Here is a 19590-nt window from a genome sequence, read left to right on the forward strand (position 1 = left end):
AGTGCGTTGCGCAACCGGGCCATTCAGCCATTTTGGTCCCCGTATACCGGCTGTTTACCGGATCGCCCGGATTATGGCGCACCGTCCATGCCATCCGCGCGCCGCGCCGATTCTGCCCAAAGGCCGCCCGTGTCAATGCCCGCCTCCAGGACACCCGCTCCAGCAGGGGCGCCCGGCCCCGCCGGCGCGCTCGACGAGGCGGTGCTGTGCCAAACGCTCGCCGAACACCATGGCGGGCCGGCGCGGATGGTCATCGGCATCGTTTTGCGTCAACATCTCGACGGCCTCGTGCTGACCCCGACGGAGTTGATCCACAACAGCCGTCATTTGAAGGCGCTCCAGGCCAAGGCCACGCTGATGGAGTCCGCCCTGGGTCGGATCGCCACGGCGCAGGCCCGCCTTCCCGGCCAGGAAGCGAAGGCCCGCCGCCGCACGCTGGACAACGCGGTTGCCGAAACCGCGGCGAAGGCGCGTGCCGCCCAGACCGCCTTCTCCGGGCTGGCGCGAGGGCGCGCCCTCATCGATGCCATCCTGCGCAGCGCGCCGGGAAAGTCGCCGACCGGCGATGCGGGGTTCGATCTGCGCGTGGCGCTCTCCATGGAACTGGAGGAACACCGGACCTGGACATCGAAGCTCGACGCGCTGATTCAGCTGTTCCCGACGGAGCGGCAGGACGCGCTGTCCGCGGCGCTGGACGAGGTGATCGGCGACGTGCTGGCCTCGCCCGCCGCCACCCAGGAGCTGTTCGGAAGCACGCCGGCCGGCGGAGCGCCGCTGGTGACGCTGTGCAATCTGATGTTCGGACGTGTGCCGATGGATGCCTTCGGGCCGAACCGCCTGGGCGTTCTCAACGGCCTGTTTCGCCAGGGCCGTCTGCCCGCCGCCCGCGGCATGGTGCAGGAGCGCATCCGGCGCCAGCTCCGTGCGCCGCAGCCGCTCGGGCGCGGGACTGTTGAGCAGGAGGCCGAACTGTTGCGTACGTTGATGGGGCATCTGCTGTCCCCGACGGGGCTGACCGGCGGAGCCGCCATGGCCGACGCGCTGACCGTCCGCTATTCCCGTCGATTGGAACAGGGCGGGGCGAGCGCCTACCGGCGGTCCATCGTTGGGCTCAGCGAAACGCAGCCGGACCTGACCTGCCGAATCCATTATCTGGCTGCTGTCTCCGCGGCGCCCGCCGCGGAGCGGCACATGGGCGAGATCGTGGACGCGTTGGACGCCGCGCTGAAGAACGAGCTGCTGGTGGAAAACATGGTGCTCCAGACGCCCGACACGGCGCTGGTGCGGCAGGCCCTGTCCGGCGCGGTGGAGGCCATCCGTGGTTCGGCCTTGGCGGAGCACGACCGCGAGCGGATCGCCGCCCGCGCGGATTCGGTGGTCGACGAGTTCGCCCGCCGGGGCCGGCTCGTCCAGCGCCTGCGCCAGATCGAACCGCTGCCGCGCCGCCGGATCATCCGGCTGGGCGAACTGGCCTGCTCCGGTCTGGTCGGTGATGACGGGGCGCTCTCGGTGCTGCGCCAGCACATCCTGGACACGGTCCGCCAGCCGCAATTCCAGGCCGAACTGGCCGGGTCCCAGAGCGACGACATCGCCCAGGCGGAGGTCCGCCGCCTGTACGAACTGCTGGACCGGCTGAGCCAGATGCCGCTGCCCTCGGCCAAGCCGTCGCCTCCGGCCATCCAGTCGGGAGCGGGGGCTGCTTTCGAACCCTGCGGTGCGACGGCGTTGCCGACCGTCGTGGCGCCACCGGTCCGCGGCATTGTCCCGCCGACCAGCGTTGCCGCGGTGACCGTGGAAACCCTGGTGGCCGCCGGCGCCGCGCCGGGCATGTGCCCGGCCTGCTTCGTGCCGAAGGCGCCGCGCGAGGCGTGCCGCGACTGCGGTTATCCCGTCCGCGTCCAGAACCGCGCCGGCGTCCATCTGCTTCCCGGAACACGGCTTCTCGGGCGCTATCTCGTGGGCCGGGTCCTGGGGCAGGGGGGCTTTGGAGCCACCTATCTCGGCTGGGACGAGCGGCTTCAGATCAAGGTCGCGGTGAAGGAGTTCTATCCGGCCAATCTGGTGTCCCGCGCCGCCGGATCATCGGGTGTCATTCCCTTCTCCGATGAGCACGCGCGAGGCTTCTCGGCCGGTCTGGCAAAGTTCCTGGAGGAGGCGCGGATGCTCGCCCGCCTGCGGGAGGTGAAGGAGATCGTCAGCGTCCAGGACTTTTTCGAGGAGAACGAGACCGCCTACCTCGTCATGGAGCTTCTCGACGGGCGGACCTTGAAGCGGCATGTCTCCGAAAGCGGTGGGCGGATCGTCGCGCGCCAGACGCTGGCCCTGCTGTCGCCGATCATCAGGGCGCTGCACGCCGTGCACGAACAGGGGCTCATTCACCGGGACATCAGCCCCGACAACATTTTCCTGACGAGCGGCGGGGAACGCAAACTGCTGGACTTCGGCGCTGCGCGTCACGCCGCGGGAAAAAGCGCAGACCTGACGGTGATCCTGAAGCCGGGCTACGCACCGCCCGAGCAATACGCGCCGGATGGCAAGCAGGGGCCTTGGACGGACGTCTACGCGCTGTGCGCGACCATCCATTACGCGCTGACCGGCAAGACGCCGCCGGACGCCACCAGCCGCTTCATGAACGACCGGGTGCCCCGTCTGGCCGAAAGCGGCGCCACGGTGCCGCCGGGGTTCGAGAAGGTGCTGTTGAGCGGCCTGTCGATGCGCTGGCAGGACCGCCCCCGCAGCATGCGGGACCTCCTGGTGGCGCTGACCGCGGCGATGAACGGGCCGTGAGTGCCCGAAGACGTGTGACAGGAAGCGGGGCGGTGCGCGGTTTCACCGCCCCGATCGCCTGATGCGGACCGCCGTGGTCGGCGGTCCGTTTCCAAAGCCGTTACGCTTCCGAAGCCGTTATTTGGCGTCGGCGGCAACCTGCATCTTGACGATCTTGTCCGGGTCGCTGACCTGACCGTTGCGGGACTGGCTGCCCTTCTTGATCTTGTCGACGAATTCCATGCCTTCGACGACCTTGCCCCAGACGGTGTACTGCTTATCCAGGAACGCTGCCGGGGCGAAGCAGATGAAGAACTGGCTGTCGGCGCTGTCCGGGTCCGGCGTGCGGGCCATCGACAGCGTTCCGCGGACGTGTGGCTCGTTGCTGAACTCGGCCTTCAGCTTCTTGCCGGAACCGCCGGTGCCGGTGCCGGTCGGGTCGCCGGTCTGGGCCATGAAGCCGTCGATCACACGGTGGAAGACGACGCCGTTGTAGAAGCCCTGACGGGTCAGCTCCTTGATGCGGGCGACGTGGTTCGGTGCCAGGTCGGGGCGCAGTTCGATAACCACGCGGCCGTCCTTGAGGTCGAGATAGAGGGTGTTTTCCGGATCCAAGGCCTTGGCCTCCCCCTGAGCGAAAAAGAAAGTGGCGAACAGGGCCACCATGAGAATGCGCGTCCACCGCAACATGCGAAACACTCCGATGTGCCGATTCCGCGGACGCGACCATAGGGGAAACCGACGCGGATGCAAAGACGCCCTGCGGGACTGCCTTCATCGGCACCTGTCCGGCCCCCCGTCCGCCGGCTCATCGTTGTCCCAACGCTGCACGGTCGCGCCCCGCCCGCGATGGACGATAGACTGCCTTTCGGGTGTTCATACCCGAAAGAGACCGATGGCGAGTGCGACGGCGAGGGGTGGGGCGTGCGGCAGCAAAGCGTGCGGCGGTTGAGACGATGGCTGGTGCTGGTGAAGCTGGCGCTGATCGGCGGTACGGTCGCCCTGCTCGTTCAGCACCGGACCGAACTGGCCGGCACCGCCGCCACGCAGGCGTTGCGCCGTGCCGGCTTCCCGGACGCCGCAGTGACGGTGACCGACCTGTCGGCGGAGCAGACCCGCGCCGTGGTCCGACTGGACCGCCAAGGAACGGTTCGGGGCACCCTAACTCTGAGTCACCCGCTGGACATCCTCCGGGAGGGGCGAATCGAACGGCTCGACCTTGCGGACGCCCGACTGAGGCTGGACGTGGCCAAGGACGGCAGCCTGCGTGTCGCCGGCTATCCATTGACCGGTTCCGACGGGGCGGGAGGCAACGGCGGCGCGGCGGCCGGCGATGACGGCTTCGCGATCCCCATCGACACCATCCAACTCAACAACACGGCGGTGACGTTGGCGACACCGCGGGGCACAGCCGATGGGACGCTGCGCCTGACCATGACCCGCGACGGTGCGCTGCACCGCGGGCAGGCAACCCTGACCGCCCCGGCCAAGGGCCTGCCGGCCCTGACCCACTGGACGGGCGCCGGCACGATTGCCGAGACGGTGGGCACCCTGACGGCCAAGGCGCGCCTAACCTGGGACGGCTCGGCGCTGAAGGCCCAAGGGGACCTTCTGCTCGCCGACCTCGCCGGGCGGTTCGGGCCGGTGTCGGCCAGTGGGATCAACGGGGTGCTGTCCCTCCCCAGCCTGTTCCCGCCGGTGGTGGCGCCCGGCCAGATGTTGGCGGTGAAGCTGCTCGACGTCGGGTTGCCGCTGACCGACGGCACGCTCCGGTTCGGCTACGGGACGAAGGGACGTCTGAGCGTGGAGCGCGCGGAATGGCATTGGGCCGACGGGGTGCTGCGGGCGGACCCCTTCGCCATCGATCCGGCGGCGCCGCGGGGGACGGTCACGCTGCGGGCGGAGCGCGTGCATCTCGGCCCCATGCTGGCGATGGTCGCGGTGGACGGGCTGGAGGCCAGCGGAACGGTCAGCGGGCGCCTGCCGGTGCGCATCGCGGCCGACTCCGTCCATCTCGACGGCGGACTTCTGGAAGCCGACTCTCCCGGCACGCTGCGCTACGACCCTGAGAACCCGCCCGGCTTCCTGAAGGGGGAGGAGGGCAGCCCGACGGCCCTGCTGATGGGGGCGCTGACCGACTTCCGCTACGACACGCTGACCGCCAGTGTCGATGGGCAGGCCGGCGGCGAGCTGGCGGTCGGCATCGCCATCCGCGGTTCCAACCCGGCATTCTACGATGGCTATCCGGTCGCGCTTAATCTTAAGGTGAGCGGCGCGCTCGACCGGATCCTGCGGCAGAGCCTCGACACCTACCGCATCCCCGAGACGGTGCGCGACCGCATGACGGAGTTTCAACGAAAGAATCCATGAGACACACGGTTCGAAGCCGGCGCGTCCCGACCGCCGCACTGTTCGCCGGGTTGGTGGCCGGATTGGGCGCCTGCACCCCAACCGTCAAGGTCGAGGCGCCCGACAAGCCCATCGAGATCAACCTGAACATCCGGATCGAACAGGAAGTCCGGGTGAAGGTCGAACGCGACCTGGAAAAGGCCATCGCGGACGATCCGGCCCTGTTCGGCCTGCCGCCGTCCCAGGACAGCCTGGGCGGCGCGAAGGGAGGGAAAAAGCCATGAAGCGCATGTTCGCCGCCGCCGGGCTGGTCCTGGCGCTCGCCCTGTCGGGTCCCGCGACGGCGCCGGCCCAGGACGCCCTGGGCGCCGCCAAGGCCGCCGGGCAGATCGGCGAGCGGCCGGACGGGCTGGTCGGGGCGATTCCCGGCGCGCCGGCCGCGGCGTCCCAACTCGCCGAGCAGGTCAACGCCCAGCGCATCGCCCGCTACCGCGAGATCGCGGGAAGCAACGGCACGTCGGTGGATCAGGTCCAGGCGCTGGCCGGAAAGCAGCTGATCGAGCGGACGCCCGCCGGACAGTATGTGCTGTCGGGCGGACGCTGGGTCCGCAAGTAAGCCACCGGCCCCGATGACCGCCGACCTCCGCGCTCGGATCGGAGCGTGCCGTGCGGCCCTGGCGACCGCGCCGGGCGATTCCGCGGCGCTGGCCGGGCTGTTCGGCGCGCTCGACGCGCTGGGCGAGCCCGGAACGCCGGCGGAGGCGGTCGCCCGATCCGCCTTCGGAGAGGCGTTGCGGCGGCAGGGGCGGGCGGCCGAGGCTGAGGCGCACCATCGCGCCGCCTTGTCCTGGTTGCCCGATTTCGGCGGCAATCATTTCAATCTGGGCCTGACCCTCCAAGCGCTGGGCCGCACCGCCGATGCGGCGGACGCCTATGGCGAGGCCGCAAGGCTGATGCCGCGCTTCGCCCCGGCCCCGTGCAACCAGGGCGTCCTGCTCCGCGCGCTGGGGCGGCGGGAGGCGGCGGAGGCGGCGTTGCGCCGGGCCGTGGCGCTCGACCCGACGCTGGTTCCCGGCTGGCTCAACCTCGGCGCGGTGGTCCAGGGGCTCGGCCGGGAGACCGCCGCCGCCGGCTGTTACCGCAACGCCTTGGCCCTGCGTCCCGATCTGGCCGAGGCCCATGCGAATCTCGGGCTGGCGGTCAAGGAGGACGGGCGCGTCGTCGACAGCCTGCCGGCCTTCGAGCGGGCCCTGGCGCTCGGCTTGCCCGACGCGGGAGGCGTGCTCGCCCAGCTTGTCCAGCAGATGCGGCATCTCGGCCGCTGGGACGGGTTGGCGGAGCGTTCCACGCAACTGACCGCCCTGGTACGTGGCGGCGGAACGCGGCAGGTCCATCCCTGGATCTTCCTTGGCGAGGGGGCTGGCCCGGCAGCGGAGCTGGATTGCGCCCGCCGCTACGCGGACTGGCGGACGCAGGGCATCGCCGCCATGCCGGTCCGCCGCGCCGCCGGACCGCACGGCCGGCTGCGCGTCGGCTATCTGTCCGCCGACTATCACGAGCACGCCACAGCCGCCCTCATCGCGGAACTGATTGAGCGTCACGACCGGAATCGGGTGGAGGTCATCGGTTACAGCTATGGGCCTGACGATGGCGGCCCGATGCGGCGCCGGCTGACCGCCGCCTTCGACGGATTCGTGAACCTCGCCGCCCTTTCCCACGCCGAGGCGGCGGCGCGCATCCGGGCGGACAGAGTGGACATCCTGGTGGACCTCAAGGGCTACACCCAGCACGCCCGGCCGGAGATCGCCGCCCATCGGCCCGCCCCCGTGCAGGTGCAGTGGCTGGGCTATCCGGGGACAATGGGGGCGGGTTTCATCGATTACGTGATCGGCGACCCCCTGGTCACGCCGTTCGATCACCAGCCCTTCTACGCGGAGCGGATCGTTCAGCTTCCGCTCTGCTACCAACCCAACGACCGAAGCCGGCCGATCGGCCCGCCGCCGTCCCGAGCGGCCTGCGGCCTGCCGGAGCGGGGTATGGTCTTCTGCTGCTTCAACGCCGCCTACAAGATCACGCCAGCCCTGTTCGACCTGTGGTGCCGCCTGTTGCGCGCGGTGCCGGACGGCGTGCTGTGGCTGCTCGACAGCCATCCGGAATCAAGCGCGAACCTGCGGCGGGAGGCGGCACGCCGTGGCGTGGTGGAGGACCGGCTGGTCTTCGCTCCCCGGCGGCCCCCGGCGGAGCATCTGGCGCGTTACCGTCTGGCTGACCTGTTCCTGGACACCACCCCGGTCGGCGCTCACACCACCGCCAGCGACGCGCTTTGGGCGGGTCTTCCGGTGCTGACGGTGCCGGGGGAAGGGTTCGCGTCGCGCGTCGGGGCGAGCCTCCTGCGCGCCGCAGGGCTGCCCGAACTAGCCGTGCGCTCGCTTGCCGATTACGAGGCCACGGCCTTGCGATTGGCCGGCGATCCGGACGGCCTCGCCAAGTTGAAGGCACGTCTCGCCGCGGAGCGGGGACGGGCACCGCTGTTCGACACCGACCGCTTCGCCCGCGCCCTGGAGCGCGCCTATGCGACGATGTGGGACATTCACACGGTGGGCAAGCCACCCCGCCCGTTCTTCGTCCCGGACGAGGGTTAAGGGGTGGGTTAAGGGAAGGGACAGCGGTCGGCGGTGACGTCCACGAAGGAGCGGGCGCCGGGCGCGAAGGTAAAGCGGTATTCGGTGTTGTCGATGACCACCGTTTGGTGGAGCGGCAGAACGCCCTTGGCGACCGTCTCCTTGCCGCCCATGCCGGCGATCTTGATGGTCACCGGCTGCGCCGGATCGAACCAGCTCTCGGCGTTGCCCTGCGCGTTGCGCGACGACTGGCCCTCGCCGCTGACCGTCACCGCGCCGTTGTTGAAGCTGGTGCTGCGGTTCCCCGATTTCAGGAGGGGCGTGGCCAGCGCGAAGCGCTTGGTTTCCGCCGGCTGGCAGTTGCGCACCGCCTGGACCTGGGCGATCACGAAGGCGAGGCGGTTGGGGTCCATGCCGCCCTTCAACCGCTCCGACACGAGGCCGGCAAGCCGCGCGAGATCGCCGGAAGGCACCTCGCGCTGGAGCCTGGCCTCCAGCTCCGCCGCGCGGGCCTCCGCCGTGCGGGCGGCGTGCTGCATCTGGCTCGCCAGCAACTCCAGTTCCGCCTTCTGGCGTGACAGGGTGGAGATCTCCTCCCGCAGCGTGACGTCGCGGCCCTTCAACTGCTCGATGCCCATCTGGTAGGCGAACAGGCCGATACCGAGGAGAACGGCGGCGAACAGACCGAACTTCGCGAACCCAGCCCAGAAGCGGCGGCGATAACGGCGTTCGTAGTCGTAGCGTCCCAAGGCCATGTGCAGCAAACCCGAGCGGAAGAGGAGGGTGCTATGGCTACCCAGATCGGCCGTCCGATGCAACCCCTTGACCTTGGCAGGAAAAGCTCTTTCAGGTCAGTTGCTGGCTCCGGACGGGCCGAGGAACCCGGCGCTGATGCCCGGCGTGCGGAACTCGCCCACATTCTTGAACACGAAGCGGAAGAAGATGGTGTTTCCTTCCTGCTCGCCGTTCTGGATCGTGGTGTAGTCGCGCTGGGCGATGGTCTCGAAGATCAGGCATTCGTCCTGATAGCGGAGCACGCCGGCGCTGGAGCGCGGACCCGCATCGGGGCGGAACGCCTGGGAATGGGACAGGCTGAGCGACCAGTTTTGCGAAAACTGCGACGCCAGGGTGAGGCTGGCCTGTTCGACCTCGTTCCGCTCCACGACGTAGGGGTTTTCCGTCTGGTCGACGTAGGTGTAGGTGCTGTAAAGGCGCAGCAGCGGCACACCGGTCGCAACGTTGACCGAATGGCGCCGCGGCTTCAGCGTGTCATGGTCGATGCGGAAGCCGTAGTTCAGGTCCAGCCAGTCCGCCGGGCGCAGGTCAAGACGACCAACATAATCCGACGACTTCTTGTCGAGGCCCGATCCGCCGCGGAAGTTCTCGGTGTCGTCGGCGCGGAAGCTCTGGCCGACGAACAGGCTGGCCGACCCCGTTTTGTAACCCTGGAACGTCGTGCGCAGGCCATAAGTGGCGCGAAGTCCGCCGTCCAGCCGATCAATGCCGGTGAAGCGGTTTGGCATCAGCAGGTTGATCTCGTCGAATTCGACGTCGAGGCTGTCCTCGTTCGGGAAGGCGGGATCATTGTTCACCTTCGGCGATACGCTGATCTGACCAATGGGCTCGATGGTCTGGAAGTTGTTCTCGCCGTAGCGGACGAAGGGGTAGCGGACCGTCGTCGTGGCCTGCGGGAAGAAGCGCAGGCGCTGGATACTGTCGTTGCCGGTTCCGGCGGGGTCGTTCGGATCGAACCGCTGGGCGGTGTAACCGGCCAGCAGGACGCTGCCTTCGACCGTGGTGACGAAACCGAGGTTGGAGTAGATGTCGCGCTGCCATCCGGGCTGCATGGCCAGACGCTGGGTGTCGGGACCGCCGCTGCCCGGCCGGGCGATGGCCAGCAGGCTGCTGTCCAGAGACCAGCGCCCCCCCATCAGGCTGCCCGGCTCGCCCAGCGCGTTGTAGCGCGCCTCGGGAAGCACGTAGGGTTCCTGCACCGGGTTGCCCCACCGGAGATCCTGGAAGCCGTAGGCGTTGACCACCGCGTAATTGCGGCCGTTGAAGCCTTCGACGAAGGCCCGGCTGGTCAGCACCTCGTCGCGGATGTTGAAGTAACGGCGAAGATACAGCTCGTCGCTGGCCCGCTTCAGGTTGAAGCCCCAGCGCCATGTCTCGTCGATGTCGAACAGGCCGCTGGCGAAGGCGTGGCCGCGCCAGCGCCGGTCGTCGGCGTCCTTCAGCGTGCCGTTGGGAATCTCGCCCTGAGTCCCCGACACGTCGAGCTGCAGCCGCCCGTTCTCAAAACGCTTGCGGTACTGGCCGCCCAGGAACACCCCCTGGTTCGAGTAGCCGCCAAGATCGAACGTCGCGTCCTGGTCCGGCGCAATGTCCCAGTAGTAGTGGGTGATGGCGCCGAAGCCGAGTTCGGAGGTGTTTCGGAAACTGGGAGTCAGGAAGCCCGAGCGCCGGTCCACCGTCGGATCGGGATGGGAAAGATAAGGGGTGTAGAAGAACGGAACGCCGAACATCTCCATGAAGGCGTCGCGGTAGCGGACCTCGTGATCCTCGTTGTCCTGCACCACGCGGGCAGCGCGGATCTGCCAAACCGGAGCACGGGTCGGATCGGTCTTGCAAAGCTCGCAGGGGCTGTAGACAGCGCGATTCAGGCGGATCAGCCGCCCGCCGCGGCGCTCGCCCTCGGCGCCGGCCATGCGGCTGTTGTCGGTCATCAGCACGCGGACGTTCTCGACGAACGCGTCGCGCATGTCGTCGGTCAGTTCCGCGTAGTTGGAGAACAGGATGTCGCCCGACGGCTCGACCAGACGGACGTTGCCGGAGGCGATCACCACCTTGGTCTGCTGGTTGTATGTGATCGTATCGGCGTGGACCGTCCGCGCGCCCTGCGACAGCTCCACGTTGCCCGAAGCCGTCACGAGACTGTTCGCCTCGTCGAAGGTGACCGAGTCCGCTCCAAGAAGGACCGGGGGATCCTGCGGCTTTCCGTCGGACGGCCCCGGCGTTGGAGCGACGACTTCAAACCGTCCGCCCTGGTCCTGTCCGGCCGGCGGCGAGGCGTTCGCCTGAGGCGCCGGAGCGGGAGGCTGCTGCGCGTCGGCCAGATCGGCCAGGACGATGCCGCAGGCGGCCATCAGGGCGACGATGCCGGATCGCAGGACCAGCGACCGGCGGTCCAACGGGCGGTGCATCTTCGGGCTGGTGGCGCGGGCGCGCCGGGCATGTCGGGACGGGAGCTGGGACATGCCGAACGTTTGAGGTAACCAACCGGCCAAGTCAACGGTTTCGCAGCACGTTTCGCGAATTGTCCGATGTCTGTTGCCGGTCGGGCGAGCCATGAAAAAAGGGACTTGCGGCGAAAGGCCGAAGTCCCCTGTTTCAGGCCTTTTCCAAGGCGCCCAGGTGGCGGCTCGGCCCCTAGGCGAAGGCCTTGTAGGCGATGAGGGTGAAGGTGTCGCGGACCCCGGTCAGAGTCTGGATGTTTTCGGTCACGAATCGGCCGATGTCCAGATCCTGGGGCAGATAGCACTTCATCAGTAGATCGTACTGGCCGGAGATGGAATGCACCTCCGACACCTGCTCGATGTCCTGAACGGCTTGGTCGGCCACCTGATAGGCCTTGCCCAGCTCGCACTTGACCATGACGAAGATGGTCTGCATGGCGATCAGCCCTCCTGCGAGGATTGCTCGGCGGGTTCAGCCGGGGCCGGGCGCCGGGCGGAGCGGAGCATGAAAGCCGGCATGTGGTCGCCGAAGCCGATCACGGGTGTATCGTCCTCGTCCTCGTCGCGGCGGCGGCGGCGGTCGCGGTCACGATCGCGGCGCGGCTCCTGGCGGCGGCTCTCGGCGGCGGCCAGCGATTCGCGCGGCTGCCGGTCCTCACGGGGCTGCCGGTCCTCGCGCACCGGGCGATCGTCGCGGCTCGGGCGATCCTCACGCGGTTGACGCTCCTCACGGGCCTGACGCTCCTCACGGGGCGCCCGATCCTCACGCTCGGGACGTTCGGCCCGCTGTTCACGCGGTGCCCGGTCGCCGCGCTCCTTGTCCTTGCCACGGCCCCGGCTGCGGCCGCGGCGCGCCTCATCCTCGCTGAGGAACTCAGCCGACTCGAGGCCGTCAATGGCGATCAACGGAATCTCCCGCTTGATGAGACGGCCGATGGCCGAAACCTGCTTGCCGTCCAGTGGGGTGGCCAGCGTGAAGGCGCGGCCGGAACGACCCGCCCGGCCGGTGCGTCCGATGCGGTGGACATAGTCTTCCGCGCTGATCGGCACGTCGAAATTGAAGACGTGGCTGAGCCCCTGCACGTCCAGGCCGCGCGCCGCCACGTCGGAGCAGACGAGGAGCGTGATCTCGCCCTTCTTGAAGGCCTCCAGCGTCTCCATCCGCTTCGACTGCACCATGTCGCCGTGCAGCGCGCCGGCGTTGAAGCCGTGGCTCTCCAGCGACTTCTGCAGGATGGCGACGTCGCGCTTGCGGTTGCAGAAAATGAAGGCGTTCTTGACGTCCTCGGTGCGCAGCAGGTGGCGCAACGCCTTGCGCTTGTCCTCCTCGTGCACCAGGACCATGGCCTGGGTCACCGTCTCCGACGGCGAGGCCGGCGGGGCGACGGTCACTTCCTTCGGGTTCGACAGGAAGGCGTCGGCGAGACGGCGAATCTCCGGCGGCATGGTGGCGGAGAAGAACAGCGTCTGGCGCAGCTTGGGCAGCTTGCTGACGATCCGCTCGATGTCCGGGATGAAGCCCATGTCGAGCATCCGGTCCGCTTCGTCGATGACGAAGACCTTGATGTCGTTGAGCATGATGTTGCCGCGCTCGAACAGGTCGATCAGACGGCCCGGCGTCGCGATCAGCACGTCCACCCCACGGTCCAGCCGCTTCACCTGTTCGGTGAAGGTCTCGCCGCCGATCAGGAGCGCCATGCTGAGCTTGTGGTGCTTGCCGTAGGTCTCGAAGCTCTCGGCGACCTGCGCCGCCAGCTCCCGAGTCGGCTCCAGGATGAGCGACCGGGGCATGCGCGCCCGCGCCCGGCCCGAGGCCAGGATGCTGATCATCGGCAAGGTGAAGCTGGCCGTCTTCCCGGTGCCGGTTTGTGCGCAGCCGAGCACGTCGCGGCCTTGCAGGACCCAGGGAATGGCCTGTTCCTGAATTGGCGTCGGCTGGGTGTAACCCTTGTCCTCGATTGCCCGCAGGACGTCAGGTCCAAGCCCAAGTTCCGAAAAGAGCATCCAACCTGTTTCTGTCTGGAGTGCGAAAATCGTGCCGATACGGCCCGACGAGTAGATGGTGCGGCAGAATATGAAGTCAAAGGGCGCTGTCAATAGACCTTGTGATGGAATCGCACATCGCGTGGATACGGACGGGCCGCTTGGCGCTCCGCGCCCGCTCGGCTAGGCTGTGGAAAGACCGTATAAACCGCGGAAATCCGGCCCGTGCGGGGGGTGTGGACCCTCTTCCGGCATTTTTCTCCGCCGGGACCGGACAATGAAAAAAGGCAGTCCTGCGATGCTTCTTTCCTCCCAACGCTCTGTCCTGGTGGTGGTCGATATCCAGGAAAAGCTGATGCCGGCGATCGCCGAGTCCGCGCGGGTGGAGCGCAACGCCGCCACACTGCTGAAGGCCGCCGCCCTGCTTGGCGTCCCCGCCTTCGCCACCGAACAGTATCCCAAGGGCCTGGGTCCGACCGCCGCCTCCTTGCGCGCCATGCTGCCGCCGGACGGGGTGGTGGAGAAGATCAGCTTCTCCGCCGCGCGGGAGCCGGCTTTCCTGGAGCGCCTGGAGCGGCTGGGCCGCCGGCAGGTCGTGCTGGCCGGGTCGGAGGCTCACGTCTGCGTGATGCAGACCGCGCTGTCGCTGGTCGGGCTGGGGTTCGAGGTGGTGCTGGTGGCCGATGCCGTGTCGTCGCGCACGCCCGCCAACGCGGAGTTGGGCATCGCCCGCATGCGCGCCGCCGGGGCGACCATCGTCAGCACGGAGATGGTTCTGTTCGAGTGGATGGAGCGGTCGGACATTCCCGCCTTCAAGGCGGTGCTGGATTTGATCCGCTGACCTCGGGAAAGGACAAGGAATGAACGACCGGATCCCCCTGATCCTGCTGCCCGGCATGCCGCTCGACGCCGCGCTGTGGGAGCACCAGACCCGCCATCTCGCCGATGTGGCGGAACCGGCCGTCGGTGACCTGACCGGCCATGATTCGATGGCCGCCCTCGCCGCCGCGGTGCTGGCGGGGGCGCCCGAGTGGTTCGCCCTCGCCGGCCTGTCGATGGGGGGCTACGTCGCCTTCGAGATTCTGCGGCAGGCGCCGGACCGGGTGGTGAAGCTCGCCCTGCTCGACACCAGCGCCCGTCCCGACACGCCGGAGCAGACGGCCACACGCCAGGACGCCGTTCGACTGGTGGGGCAGGGGCGACTGCGGCAGGTGGTGGCCGCCGGCATGCCGCGCCTCGTCCATCCCGATCGCACCGGCGAAGCCGCCCTGGTCGACTCGGTGCAGGCCCAGGCCCAGCGGGTCGGGCCGGGCGGCTACGCGCGCCAGCAGACCGCCATCATGAACCGCCCGGACAGTCGGCCCGGCTTGGCGGCCATCGCCTGCCAGACGCTGGTGCTGTGTGGACGGCAGGACGCCATCACGCCCCCGGCGCTGCACGAGGAGATCGCCGGGGGCATACCCGGCGCCCGCCTCGCACTGATCGAGGATTGCGGCCATCTGTCGGCCATGGAGCAGCCGCAGGCGGTCACCGCCCTGCTGCGGCAGTGGCTTCTCTACGCCTGAACGCCATCTTCGGTCGCCTCAGCAGTCAGGCCCCCCGCCGCAGCCGTCCAGGTCGGCGCGGCGGGCCGGAAAAAGAGCGAAGGTCATGTCGCTGATGAGCGACCGGAAATCCGGGTCATTGGGTCCCTGGGGCCGGTCGAGCCAGCCGGTGGCCGAGGACAGCGTTCCACCGCCCCGACAGAAGGCGCCCTGTACCACGATGGGGCCGCCGGGCGGGCTGGTGCGCAGGGGCTGCCCGCTGCACAGGTACGAGTTCAGCATCGTCTCGGCGGGGTTGAAGGCCAGGACGACCCGGTAGTCGGGCCGCGCCGTCTGGTTCGGCGTCGTCGTGAAGTTGGTGCGCACGCCGGAGATGCGGTTCTGCATGTTGGCGGTCACCAGCGGCCCGAAGGTCTGCGGGTCCATGCCGAAGGGATTGCCGTGGATCACCACGCGCAGGTCCCGGTTGGAGGCCGCATAGGACACCTCGCTCAGCGTATAGGCGGGGACGGGCAGGTCGGCCACCACGCGTTCGTTGGTGCAGGCCGCCAGCATCGCGCAGAGGGCGAGAAGGCTGGCACGGGGCAGGAAGGTCATGGCTCGCCTGGCTGCTGAGTGGACGTGGGGCGACCAATCATGGGACGCCGCCGCAGCACCGGCAAGCCCGCGCCTCCGGAAGAGCCGCCGCTCAGCCGACCGCGCAACCCGGCGGCGTGCATCATCACACGTCGATGTCGTCGACCCGGACGAACTTCGCGTTCTCCTGGATGAACTGGAAGCGCAGCTCCGGACGGCGGCCCATCAGCTCCTCGACACGGGTCTTGGTGGCCTTCACGTCCTCCGCCTGTTCGGGGTCGGCGCTGTTCGGCACGACGACGCGCAGAAGCGTGCGCTTGGCCGGGTCCATGGTCGTCTCGCGGAGCTGGGCCGGCATCATCTCGCCCAAGCCCTTGAACCGGCTGATCTCCACCTTCTTGCCCTTGAAGGTCTTGTTCATGAGCTGGTCCTTGTGGGCGTCGTCGCGGGCGTAGACCGACTTGGCACCGTGGCTGATGCGGTAGAGCGGCGGCAGGGCCAGATACAGATGCCCGTTCTGGATCAGCCCGCCCATCTCCCGGTAGAAGAAGGTCATCAGCAGCGAGGCGATGTGCGCGCCGTCCACGTCGGCGTCGGTCATGATGATGACCCGCTCGTAACGCAGCTTGTCGCTGGAGAAGTCCTTGCCCACCCCGCAGCCGAGCGCCTGGGTGAGGTCGTTCAGCTCCTGGTTCGCCTTCATCTTGTCGGAGGAGGCCGACGCGACGTTCAGGATCTTGCCGCGCAGCGGCAGGATGGCCTGGGTCTCGCGGTTGCGCGCCTGCTTGGCGGAGCCGCCCGCCGAATCGCCCTCGACCAGAAAGATTTCTGTCCCCTCCGGCGAGTTGCGGGAGCAGTCGGCCAGCTTGCCGGGCAGGCGCAGGCGCCGGGTCGCGGACTTCCGTCCCAACTCCTTGGACTGCTTGCGCTTGGCGCGCTCTTCCGCCTTCTCGATCAGCCGTTCCAGAAGGGCCTTGGAGGAAGACGGGTCGCCCGACAGCCAGTGGTCAAAGTGATCCTTGATCGCCGCCTCGACCAGCCGGTGGGCTTCCGCCGTCACCAGCTTCTCCTTGGTCTGGCCCTGGAAATGCGGCTCGCGGATGAAGACCGACAGCAGGATGCAGGCGTCGCCCATCACGTCGTCCGCGGTGACCTGGGCGGCGCGCTTGTTGCTGGTCAGCTCGCCATAGCCTTTCAGTCCGCGGGTCAGCGCGGCGCGCAGGCCGGCCTCGTGCGTGCCGCCCTGCGGGGTGGGCACCGTGTTGCAGTAGGTGTGCGAGAACCCCTCGTCATCCTCCGGCCAGGCGATGGCCCATTCCACGCGGCCCTGCTGGTTCGGGAAATCCAGCGCGCCGGAGAAGGGCAGGCGGGTCAGCGTCCGGCGTTCCTTCAGGGCGGCGTTCAGGTAGTCGAGCAGGCCGCCGGGGAAATGCAGCGTCTCCTGTGACGGGGTGGTGCTGTCGGGCGACAGCAGCGACGGGTCGCAGCTCCAGCGGATCTCCACGCCCCGGTACAGGTAGGCCTTGGAGCGCGCCAGCCGGTACAGCCGGTGCGGCTCGAAATGGGCGGCCTCGCCGAAGATCTCGGGGTCCGCGTGGAAGCGGATGGTCGTCCCGCGGCGATTGGCCGCGCCCTGGCGGGTCAGCGGACCCTGGGGCAGGCCGCGGCTGTAATGCTGCACGTAGAGCTGGCGGTCGCGCGCCACCTCGACCGTCAGCCGGTCGGACAGGGCGTTCACCACCGACAGGCCGACGCCGTGCAGGCCGCCGGAGGTCTGGTAGACCTTGTTGGAGAATTTGCCGCCCGAATGCAGGGTGGTGAGGATGACCTCCAGCGCCGACTTGCCCGGGTACTTGGGGTGGTCGTCGATCGGGATGCCGCGCCCGTTGTCGCGCACCACCACCGTGCCGTCGGCGGTCAGCTCCAGGTCGATGCGGCTGGCGTGGCCGGCCACCGCCTCGTCCATGGCGTTGTCCAGAACCTCGGCCACCAGATGGTGCAGCGCCCGGTCGTCGGTGCCGCCGATGTACATGCCGGGGCGCCGGCGGACGGGCTCAAGCCCTTCCAGAACCTCGATATCCTGGGCGGAATAGGTCTCGGCCTTGCGCGCCGTGTTCTCGAAAAGATCGCTCATGGCCCCAGTTATAGGAATTTCGTCAGGGCTGCGCAAGCGCATGCGGTGGCTCCTATATACTCCCCGCACCACATTTTGTGATGCGCTTTTTCGACCCCAGAACGAACGAGGGCGGAGGCACGATGAGCGACGGCACTCCCACCGATCAGAACCAGGCCCAACCCGACATGGAGGGCGGCCCGGCGTTGCGCACCATCGCCATGCCGGCGGACACCAACCCCAACGGCGACATCTTCGGCGGTTGGCTGCTGTCCCAGATGGATCTGGCCGGCGGCGTCGCCGCTCTGCGCCGCGCGGGCGGGCGCGTGGCGACGGTGGGGATCGAGGCGATGACCTTCCACAAGCCGGTCTATGTCGGCGACGAGGTAAGCTGCTTCGCCCATGTCACCAAGGTGGGCCGAACCTCCATCCGCGTGCGGGTCGAGACCTGGGTGCGCCGCCAGCGCAGCGCGGGGGAGGCGATCAAGGTGACGGAAGGCGTCTTCACCTACGTCGCCATCGGCGAGGACCGCCGCCCGCGCGAGGTCCCGCCGGAGTGAAGCGCCACCCGCCTTCTTTCGAAGGTTGCGCACTGTGTCACCTTCCTTTGGGGGTGTAATCCGCCTATTACTCGGCGGCGCAAAGAGCATGGCGCGGTGAATTCTTTCGGATTGCTTCTTTTCCGTTTGACCGAAGGAATCGCGTATGATTCCATCATACCGCCATGACCATGCTCCAGAACCTCACCGACTCGCTGAAACGCGCCGCGAAAAGCGCCCTTCGCCAGGCCATCGGGCCGGCCATCGGCTCCTGCGTCGTCGCCTACTTCGTCTATTACGCCGTCCAGGGGGACCGCGGGCTGCTCGCCATGAACCACCTGAAGGCGGAGATCGCCACGGCGGAATCCGTCCTGGATCAGGTGAAGGCCGAGCGCGAGCGAATGGACCGTCGCGCGCAACTGATGCGCAGCGACCACCTGGACCGTGACATGCTGGACGAGCGTGCGCGCACGATGTTGAACCTTTCAGGCCCCCGCGACGTCATAATCGCACTCCCTCCGGCGCAGGTCGAAGGTGATGCTAGCGCTGAGAAGTAGGTCATATCAGTGAATTAACCGAAAGTCGGTTAACGCCGAATTTCGCGTTTAAAAACAGATATTTGCGTCGCTCGCGCTTGTCGTGTACTGTGCGCCCCGCATCCGCTTCCGGTGCGAGGGGGATGCACCCTCATAAGTGGGATGTACCCTCGCAACGTGCTGCAGCCCTGGCTGTTCGCTTGCCGTCGCTGCATAAACCCTGGGGAGGAAACATGGCCGCGTCACGACGCCGTCCGAAGGCGCAGACTGACTCCGCTTCGAAGCAGGCCGCTTCGACCGAGGACTTGATCAAGTACTACCGTGAGATGCTGCTGATCCGCCGCTTCGAGGAGAAGGCGGGCCAGCTCTACGGCATGGGCCTCATCGGCGGTTTCTGCCACCTCTACATCGGCCAGGAAGCCGTTGTGGTCGGCATTCAGGCCGCGCTGAAGGACAACGACGACGTCATCACCAGCTACCGTGACCATGGCCACATGCTGGCCTGCGGCATGGACCCGAAGGGCGTGATGGCCGAGCTGACCGGTCGCCGTGGAGGCTACTCCAAGGGCAAGGGCGGCTCGATGCACATGTTCAGCCGCGAGAAGAACTTCTACGGCGGCCACGGCATCGTCGGCGCGCAGGTTCCGCTGGGCACCGGGCTGGCTTTCTCGCACAAGTACAACAAGGATGACGGCCTGTCCGCGGTCTATTGCGGCGACGGCGCCATCAACCAGGGTCAGGTTTACGAGAGCTTCAACATGGCGGCGCTGTGGAAGCTGCCGGTGCTCTACGTGATCGAGAACAACAAGTACGCCATGGGCACCTCGCAGGAGCGCGCCTCGGCGGGCGAACTGCACCAGCGCGGCGCGGCCTACGGCATTCCCGGCCATCAGGTCAACGGCATGGACGTCCTCGAGGTCCGCGAGGCCGCCGACAAGTGGGTGGAATACATCCGCGCCGGCAACGGCCCGGTCATCCTCGAGATGAAGACCTACCGCTACCGCGGCCACTCGATGTCCGACCCGGCCAAGTACCGGACCAAGGAGGAGGTCGAGAAGATGCGGAGCGAGTCCGATCCGATCGACAACCTGAAGCGCGTCCTGCTGGAAGGCGCTTACGTGACCGAGGACCAGCTCAAAGAGATCGACCGCGAGGTCAAGGCCGTGGTGACCGAGGCTGCCGAATTCGCGCAGCAGAGCCCCGAGCCCGATCCGGCGGAGCTGTGGACGGACGTCCTGGTCGAAGCCTGACGACAACGATAAGCAGGAGCGGTGCCGAGGGCCGGAGGCTTCGCCTTCCGGTGAACCCGCGCCGCCGGAGGTTGAGG

17 protein-coding genes are annotated in these 19590 nt (G+C 68.1%); 10 read left to right on the forward strand and 7 right to left on the reverse strand.

What is annotated here, in order from left to right; genetic code table 11:
• Positions 1–135: 135 nt before the first annotated feature.
• Positions 136–2787 (forward strand): serine/threonine-protein kinase, encoded by a 2652-nt coding sequence (locus tag ACFPMG_RS08130; RefSeq protein ID WP_376994806.1) that lies wholly within the window; start codon positions 136–138, stop codon positions 2785–2787.
• A 117-nt stretch (positions 2788–2904) separates the two neighbouring features.
• Here the strand turns inward: ACFPMG_RS08130 and ACFPMG_RS08135 are convergent, their stop codons facing one another.
• A complete protein-coding gene (locus ACFPMG_RS08135; RefSeq protein WP_376994672.1) occupies positions 2905–3456 on the reverse strand; it encodes a peptidylprolyl isomerase in 552 nt (183 codons plus the stop codon).
• Positions 3457–3690: 234 nt separating this feature from the next.
• Between ACFPMG_RS08135 and ACFPMG_RS08140 the strand changes: the two genes are divergently transcribed.
• The 4 genes from ACFPMG_RS08140 to ACFPMG_RS08155 are packed head-to-tail and all read left to right on the forward strand — an operon-like array spanning position 3691 to position 7757.
• Positions 3691–5136, forward strand: coding sequence for an intermembrane phospholipid transport YdbH family protein (locus tag ACFPMG_RS08140; RefSeq protein ID WP_376994673.1), 1446 nt, complete (start codon positions 3691–3693; stop codon positions 5134–5136).
• On the forward strand, positions 5133–5399 hold the full coding sequence (locus ACFPMG_RS08145) for a YnbE family lipoprotein (RefSeq protein ID WP_376994674.1): 267 nt from the start codon (positions 5133–5135) through the stop codon (positions 5397–5399). The genes ACFPMG_RS08140 and ACFPMG_RS08145 overlap by 4 nt, the downstream gene beginning before the upstream one ends.
• Positions 5396–5731 (forward strand): YdbL family probable chaperone protein, encoded by a 336-nt coding sequence (locus ACFPMG_RS08150; RefSeq protein ID WP_376994675.1) that lies wholly within the window; start codon positions 5396–5398, stop codon positions 5729–5731. Before ACFPMG_RS08145 ends, ACFPMG_RS08150 begins: the two co-directional genes overlap by 4 nt.
• 13 nt (positions 5732–5744) lie before the next feature.
• Positions 5745–7757 (forward strand): O-linked N-acetylglucosamine transferase, SPINDLY family protein, encoded by a 2013-nt coding sequence (locus tag ACFPMG_RS08155; RefSeq protein ID WP_376994676.1) that lies wholly within the window; start codon positions 5745–5747, stop codon positions 7755–7757.
• A gap of 8 nt (positions 7758–7765) precedes the next feature.
• Here the strand turns inward: ACFPMG_RS08155 and ACFPMG_RS08160 are convergent, their stop codons facing one another.
• The 4 genes from ACFPMG_RS08160 to ACFPMG_RS08175 form a co-directional block, all read right to left on the reverse strand.
• Positions 7766–8491, reverse strand: a complete 726-nt coding sequence (locus ACFPMG_RS08160) for a hypothetical protein (protein WP_376994677.1) — start codon at positions 8489–8491, stop codon at positions 7766–7768.
• 96 nt (positions 8492–8587) lie between these two features.
• The gene (locus ACFPMG_RS08165) at positions 8588–10993 is read right to left on the reverse strand and encodes an LPS-assembly protein LptD (protein ID WP_376994678.1); all 2406 of its coding nucleotides are present in this window, start codon (positions 10991–10993) and stop codon (positions 8588–8590) included.
• Positions 10994–11165: 172 nt separating this feature from the next.
• Positions 11166–11408, reverse strand: coding sequence for an Lrp/AsnC ligand binding domain-containing protein (locus ACFPMG_RS08170; protein WP_014198771.1), 243 nt, complete (start codon positions 11406–11408; stop codon positions 11166–11168).
• Positions 11409–11413: 5 nt separating this feature from the next.
• Positions 11414–12976 (reverse strand): DEAD/DEAH box helicase, encoded by a 1563-nt coding sequence (locus ACFPMG_RS08175; protein ID WP_376994680.1) that lies wholly within the window; start codon positions 12974–12976, stop codon positions 11414–11416.
• A 277-nt stretch (positions 12977–13253) separates the two neighbouring features.
• On the opposite strand from ACFPMG_RS08175, the gene ACFPMG_RS08180 reads away from it, so the two are divergent.
• Positions 13254–13796: a hydrolase gene (locus ACFPMG_RS08180; protein WP_376994681.1), complete on the forward strand. Its 543-nt coding sequence runs from the start codon at positions 13254–13256 to the stop codon at positions 13794–13796.
• 19 nt (positions 13797–13815) lie between these two features.
• The gene (locus tag ACFPMG_RS08185) at positions 13816–14520 is read left to right on the forward strand and encodes an alpha/beta fold hydrolase (protein ID WP_376994682.1); all 705 of its coding nucleotides are present in this window, start codon (positions 13816–13818) and stop codon (positions 14518–14520) included.
• An 18-nt stretch (positions 14521–14538) separates the two neighbouring features.
• Here ACFPMG_RS08185 and ACFPMG_RS08190 read toward each other — a convergent pair whose 3' ends face one another.
• Together ACFPMG_RS08190 and parE are read right to left on the reverse strand one after the other, a co-directional pair.
• Positions 14539–15096 carry a hypothetical protein gene (locus tag ACFPMG_RS08190; RefSeq protein WP_376994683.1) on the reverse strand — a complete coding sequence of 186 codons (558 nt, stop codon included), beginning with the start codon at positions 15094–15096 and terminating at the stop codon, positions 14539–14541.
• 124 nt (positions 15097–15220) lie between these two features.
• Entirely contained in the window at positions 15221–17209 is a 1989-nt protein-coding gene (gene parE, locus ACFPMG_RS08195) for a DNA topoisomerase IV subunit B (RefSeq protein ID WP_376994684.1), read from the reverse strand.
• A gap of 122 nt (positions 17210–17331) precedes the next feature.
• Here parE and ACFPMG_RS08200 point away from each other — a divergent pair, with 122 nt between their 5' ends.
• The 3 genes from ACFPMG_RS08200 (at position 17332) to pdhA (ending at position 19513) form a co-directional block, all read left to right on the forward strand.
• Positions 17332–17748 carry an acyl-CoA thioesterase gene (locus ACFPMG_RS08200; RefSeq protein ID WP_014198778.1) on the forward strand — a complete coding sequence of 139 codons (417 nt, stop codon included), beginning with the start codon at positions 17332–17334 and terminating at the stop codon, positions 17746–17748.
• Between the two features lie 164 nt (positions 17749–17912).
• Complete coding sequence (locus ACFPMG_RS08205) at positions 17913–18284, forward strand: FtsB family cell division protein (protein ID WP_014198780.1); 372 nt, start codon at positions 17913–17915, stop codon at positions 18282–18284.
• Positions 18285–18496: 212 nt separating this feature from the next.
• Positions 18497–19513: a pyruvate dehydrogenase (acetyl-transferring) E1 component subunit alpha gene (gene pdhA, locus ACFPMG_RS08210; RefSeq protein WP_014198781.1), complete on the forward strand. Its 1017-nt coding sequence runs from the start codon at positions 18497–18499 to the stop codon at positions 19511–19513.
• Positions 19514–19590 lie beyond the last annotated feature (77 nt).

This window comes from Azospirillum himalayense (assembly GCF_042657465.1).
Classification (GTDB): Bacteria; Pseudomonadota; Alphaproteobacteria; order Azospirillales; family Azospirillaceae; genus Azospirillum; species Azospirillum himalayense.